Raw genomic sequence first — 5,002 nt, 5'->3', positions numbered from 1 at the left:
AATCAGCTTCAGCTGCTGGACAAGCAAAGATTTCGTAGTCCAAGCCGTCCTTCTTAGCAGCTTCTTGCATCTTCTTAACCAGCATGCTGGTACTCATCCCTGCTGAGCAGCAAAGCATAACCGTCTTTTCAGCCATTCTAATTACCTCCTAGAACTTCTCTTCACGTATAATGTGTTATCGCTTACAAAACACATTATACGCTTGCGTAAAGAGTATGTCTAGTAGTTTTAAAAAATATGTCTTTTGTTTTTTCGAGGATCTTTAGCTTGAAAAAGTTTTAGAGTGTTTATTTATAGTTTTGTTTCAAATGGTGCTAAAGGAGCACCGAGTTCATTATAGACCGCCAAGTCCGGATAGTTGGCGTAGCCATAACGCAGACCTAACGCGTCATCTGGGCAATCCAGGCTGACTTCTTGCCCCTTAACCTGGACCTTGACAGTTTGATATGGCTGCCAATTGTCCTTGGTCAAAAAGCTGACTTTGACTTCGCCGGTGACTTCCAGCTGGAAGCTGTTGATCACTTTAAAGCTGAGCCGGCCAGCTTCTTTCTTAAAAGCAACTGCCGTTGGCGTTGCCGGGTAGGATGCCCCGGACATGCAGGCGGCCAGCCGCTGGCCGGCTTCCCGCTTGTGAGTCGGGTGAATATTGTGGGCCTCGCCCAGGTCGGCAATGGAAACCAGGTCAACGTATGGTCGGCTGGCAGCTGTTTCCAGCTGGGTCTGCCGGATCATGGCCACGCTGTTTTCCGGATTGTCGGCATAGCCAGGCAGCTGGATCAGCTTGACTGGCAAAGAGGGGTCAGCGAGCACGCGGCGCCAAGTGTTAAGCAGTAAGTTGAGGAGTTTGGAGTAGTATCTTGGCCGGTCAGTGTCGTTTTCCCCTTGGTACCAGACCCAGTCGGTCACGGTAATATCCTGGATCTGGCTGACCATCGTCTCATAAAGAGCACCTGGACGCAGGTAGCTGTCCGGCCGCATTGGCGGCGGCCATGGCGTGTGGCCAACGATATTCTTGGCCTGGCTCAAGCTGCTTTCCGGATGCTGGTCCAGGTACTGCTTGAGGTCCACATTGTGCTGGTCGACAGCCGCCTGCCACTTGGCGGTTTCAGCGTCGAAATCAGCCCAGCTTTTGCCCTTGACGGCTGCTTCATATGGGTCGATAAAGGCCGTCTTCAGTTCCGGATCTTCCTTCAAAAGGTCAACCGGCAGCCAGTTGGAGGCTGAGGTACCACCTTTGAAGCAGTCCACTGCCGCGTAAATTTGGCTTGGGTCAAGCTCTTGCAGTTTGGCCAGGCAGTAAAAGCCGATGGCCGACATTTCGCCGGCCGTTTCGGCATTCACTTCATGCCATTTTTCTTCAGCCACATCCGGCTTTACCGCCCCGGTTTCCGGGTCACGGTAGTCGATCTGCGGGCAGTTGTAATAGTAAAGGTTCGGATGGCTTCCAGCTGCTAATGCGGCCTTAGCCTGGGCAAATTCCGCGTCATCTTTCAGCCGGTATTCGATATTGGACTGGCCGCTGAGGAGGATCACCCGGCCAAAGCGCAGATTTTTCAGAGTCTGCGTCTGCCCGTGACTGACTACCGTCAGTTCAGCCAGTTCCTGTTTGTCATATGCCGGCAGAAGGAGCTGCCAGTGGCCTTGTTCATCGGCCTTGCCTTGGTAGCGGCGTCCGGCAAAATTGACCGTAACTACTGCTCCGCTGGCGGTTTGCCCGCCTAAACGGAAGTCCTTGTAAATTGGCAGGACCATGCCGTCTTGAAAAATATCCGCTAAAAGTTTGCCCGTCATTTTTCTTCACCTAGTGCAATCTTATTGCAGTTTTTCCTGCAAAGCTTTGACTTCTTTTTGCAAATTGAGTTGCTTTTCAGCAACAGTCATCATGATGTCCGCGGCCATAAAGTGGTCTTGTGAGTGGATCAGCAAGAGTGACTTTTCCACTTCTTCGCCGCCCATTTCAGCTGACATCCAGGCGGTTTGAATGTTGTGGGCCTGGTGCAGGGAGTCATGAGCCTGCTTCAAAAAGTCTTCAGCGGCGGCAAAGTCGCCGTCTTCGGCGGCCTTCATGGCCCGGATTGATGCCGACTTGGAGTCGCCGGCGAAAGAAATCAGTTGCATTGCCTTGGCAAGTTGTTTTTCATCCATAATTAAAATCCTTCTTGATTCTTTTTCTATTAATCCTGATTCCTAGCTTATTCAGCAACAGCCTTAGCCATTTCATCCATTGGCTCGTCCGGATTCAGCCGGTTGTCCATTCTGACGAATGGCACGTAGAGAGCGGTACATACGAAGAGGATGATGGCTTGGACGATCAAGCCCTTGATGTTGCCAGTGTAGAGCAGGCCGGAGATCAGGGTTGGCACCGTCCATGGAACGTTGTTGACGATTGGCGCGATGAAGCCGATCTTGGTAAAGAAGATACCGATGTAGAAAGCTACTGGTTGGCAAAGCAGCCATGGAACGAAGTAGATCGGGTTCATGATGATTGGCAAACCGAAAGTGATTGGTTCAGAAATGTTGAAGATGGCTGGCATCAAGGCGATGTTGGAGATCTTCTTAGCGGCAACTCTCTTGGAGAAGAGCTTGATGGCCAAAACTGGGGCTACTGAACATGAACCAGCCGCGATGGTTGAGAAGTTCATGAACAGGGTTGAGTAGATGTGGTGTGCCTGGCCCAGCATGTTTTGCGTGTCATTGATGTTCCAGGTCAAACCGAAGATCGGGCCCCAGATGGAAGTCGGGTGAATCCCGAACCATTGGAGCAAGCTCCAGGTAGTTTGAGAAACAAAGGCGAAGGCACCAGTTGAGGAGATGGCCATAGCCGGCTTTTGCAAAAGCGTCAAAAGCAGTTCTGGCATGGTTTGCCCAGCCAGGGTAGTTGAAAGGCCAGTCAAGATGATGTAGACGCCCAGAGTCACGGTCCCCGGAATCAATGATTCAAAAGAGCGGGCAACAGCTGGCGGAACTGAGTCCGGCATCTTGATGGTGATATTCTTGGCCAGCATCTTGTTGTAGATCCAAACCGCCGAAGCGGAGATCAGCAGGGCAGCGAAGACACCCTTAGTACCCAGGAATGAGGTATCGATGTAGTTCAAAACATCGATCGCCTTCTTCGAACCGGTTGGCGTGTAAGAGAAGTGCCATGGCAGGCAGATGAAGAAGGCCCCTAAAGCGTAGAGGACGTCCGTCATGTGTTCCTTGGACTTCGGGTAGTACTTTCTTGAGAAAGTGTTGGCGAAGATCACGACCAAAAGAAGGGCGAAGACGTTCAAAGAACCGTTTGAGACCAAGCCGATCAAGTTGGCGAAGTTCTGCAGAGCCTTGCAGAAGCCATTGGCTTCCCAAGCTGACCAGGAGCCGGCAATCATCCGGCCCAATTGCAAGCCTTGCTTACCGAAGATCAGCCCGTTGATTGGGTCAATGAAGACGTTTTGCAGCATAATCGCGAAACCAGCGATCATGGAAGTGGACGCTACGATGATAAAGGAGTCACGCAGGGTCAGCAGAAATTTGTTGGCCGCGATCTTACCAGCTACTTTGGTAAAATTGGCCTGGAATTTTTGTAAACCAGTCATTATTAGATCCCTTCTTCTTTCAAGGCCTTAACGATCGTTGCCCCATCCATTGAACCGAATTGCTGCATAGTCAAGGCAACTACCTTGGTGTCCGGGTGTTCCTTCTTCATTGAGTCTTCGTCCCAGGCAACTTGTGGTGCCAGAACGATTGCATCAACGTCGTCGCCAAGTTCGTCAGCCATGCCCAGGTCGTAGGCATCAACCTTGACGTCGGCACCTTCAGCCGTGTAGACGTCCTGCATCTTCTTAGCTACCAAACTGGTTGAAAAACCACCGCTGCAGAAAAGCGCAATCTTCTTAGTCATAATACTTATTCCTCCCAAAAAACATTTGTACTAACAAATTCAATTCTTGATAACGTTTACACTCTATATTCTAGCAAGCCCTTTCATAATGTCAATACCTTTTATGATTTGTTATTACAAATATTTTGCCAAGGGATAAAAAAATACCCTTGAAGGCTGATCCTTCAAGGGTTTGCAGGAGTTATACAAATTTCTGCATTCTTGTATTTGTCTTTAACTTTTTGCCTTGGTCGGCTTGTAGCGGAGAATCCGTTTGATGCTGAAACCAGCGGTCTTAAAGTAAGTTTGAGCATACTCGAAGATCTGCTGGGTGGCCAGGTAGGATTTTTGCTCGACCATCAGCAATTTGTCATGGATAGAACAAGACAAATCCTTGGCCAGTTCTTCATTGGCGTCAACGAGAGTATATTCCCGTTCAGCTGAGCTGATATTGAAGTCCTGCTCATTTTCCAGGACAGTATAGATCGACTGAGTCAAGGCATCCATGCCCAATCCCTGGACTACCTTGACCGGCATGGCCAGCTTCTGAATCCCGACCAGGTCGCTGTGATAATAAATTGCCCGCTTGATTTGGTAGCAAAGGTCGAACTTGGTCAATTCCAGACTGTCCTGCAGGGCCTTGGTTGGCTTAGCCACCCGGAAGTCCAGCAGCTTGACCTGGTAGCGGTCAAAATCGATGATTTCAAAATCATCATAATCAAGCTGACTGGCGGTATTAGTCTCAGAATCCTTGACGAAGGTCCCGGCCCCTTGAATGCGGTAGATCAAGCCATCATTTTCCAGCTGCTGCAGGGCGTTGCGGACCGTGATCCGGCTGACGTTAAAGTCGTTGGCAATGGCCATTTCCTGGGGCAACTGGTCGCCTGGAGCGTACTTGCCTTCAGCTATCTCCTGCCTAAGCTGGTTGGCGATCAGGACGTATTTCGGGGTCTCTCTCATTTCTTTCATCTCCTGTTTACGGTTTGAATCAAAAAATTTGTCTTCTCAACTAATTTTCCACTATAACAATTATTCAGCAAAAGAGCCAAAAAGTCAGCAGAAATTTGTTAAAAAGTTTTCAATATATCAAAAAAGAGCCAGACTTCCGTCTGACTCTTGTCTCGCGCGGCAGCTTCCTATCCT

General features: G+C 49.6%; 6 protein-coding genes. All 6 read right to left on the bottom strand.

Annotation, left to right across the window (positions count from 1 at the left end; genetic code table 11):
* Positions 1 to 136 (bottom strand): PTS sugar transporter subunit IIB (locus ACI32D_RS09425; RefSeq protein ID WP_439776312.1); only part of this gene is annotated, 136 nt, incomplete at its 3' end.
* A gap of 155 nt (positions 137 to 291) precedes the next feature.
* Entirely contained in the window at positions 292 to 1,791 is a 1,500-nt protein-coding gene (locus ACI32D_RS09420; protein WP_439776311.1) for a sialate O-acetylesterase, read from the bottom strand.
* Between the two features lie 21 nt (positions 1,792 to 1,812).
* Positions 1,813 to 2,145 carry a PTS lactose/cellobiose transporter subunit IIA gene (locus tag ACI32D_RS09415; RefSeq protein ID WP_439776310.1) on the bottom strand — a complete coding sequence of 111 codons (333 nt, stop codon included), beginning with the start codon at positions 2,143 to 2,145 and terminating at the stop codon, positions 1,813 to 1,815.
* Between the two features lie 47 nt (positions 2,146 to 2,192).
* Positions 2,193 to 3,575, bottom strand: a complete 1,383-nt coding sequence (locus ACI32D_RS09410; protein ID WP_439776309.1) for a PTS sugar transporter subunit IIC — start codon at positions 3,573 to 3,575, stop codon at positions 2,193 to 2,195.
* 2 nt (positions 3,576 to 3,577) lie between these two features.
* Positions 3,578 to 3,880, bottom strand: coding sequence for a PTS sugar transporter subunit IIB (locus tag ACI32D_RS09405; RefSeq protein WP_439776308.1), 303 nt, complete (start codon positions 3,878 to 3,880; stop codon positions 3,578 to 3,580).
* Positions 3,881 to 4,093: 213 nt separating this feature from the next.
* Complete coding sequence (locus ACI32D_RS09400) at positions 4,094 to 4,819, bottom strand: GntR family transcriptional regulator (protein ID WP_439776307.1); 726 nt, start codon at positions 4,817 to 4,819, stop codon at positions 4,094 to 4,096.
* Positions 4,820 to 5,002: the final 183 nt, after the last annotated feature.

The organism is Lactobacillus sp. (assembly GCF_051873315.1).
Taxonomy (GTDB): domain Bacteria; phylum Bacillota; class Bacilli; order Lactobacillales; family Lactobacillaceae; genus Lactobacillus.
Note: the sequence above shows the minus strand (reverse complement) of the source record. Positions and strands in the feature narration are given on the sequence as shown.

Coding starts and splice junctions, on each gene's coding strand:
- ACI32D_RS09420 (WP_439776311.1), bottom strand. CDS start 1,791: ATGACGGGCAAACTTTTAGCGGATATTTTTCAAGACGGCATGGTCCTG.
- ACI32D_RS09410 (WP_439776309.1), bottom strand. CDS start 3,575: ATGACTGGTTTACAAAAATTCCAGGCCAATTTTACCAAAGTAGCTGGT.
- ACI32D_RS09415 (WP_439776310.1), bottom strand. CDS start 2,145: ATGGATGAAAAACAACTTGCCAAGGCAATGCAACTGATTTCTTTCGCC.
- ACI32D_RS09405 (WP_439776308.1), bottom strand. CDS start 3,880: ATGACTAAGAAGATTGCGCTTTTCTGCAGCGGTGGTTTTTCAACCAGT.
- ACI32D_RS09400 (WP_439776307.1), bottom strand. CDS start 4,819: ATGAGAGAGACCCCGAAATACGTCCTGATCGCCAACCAGCTTAGGCAG.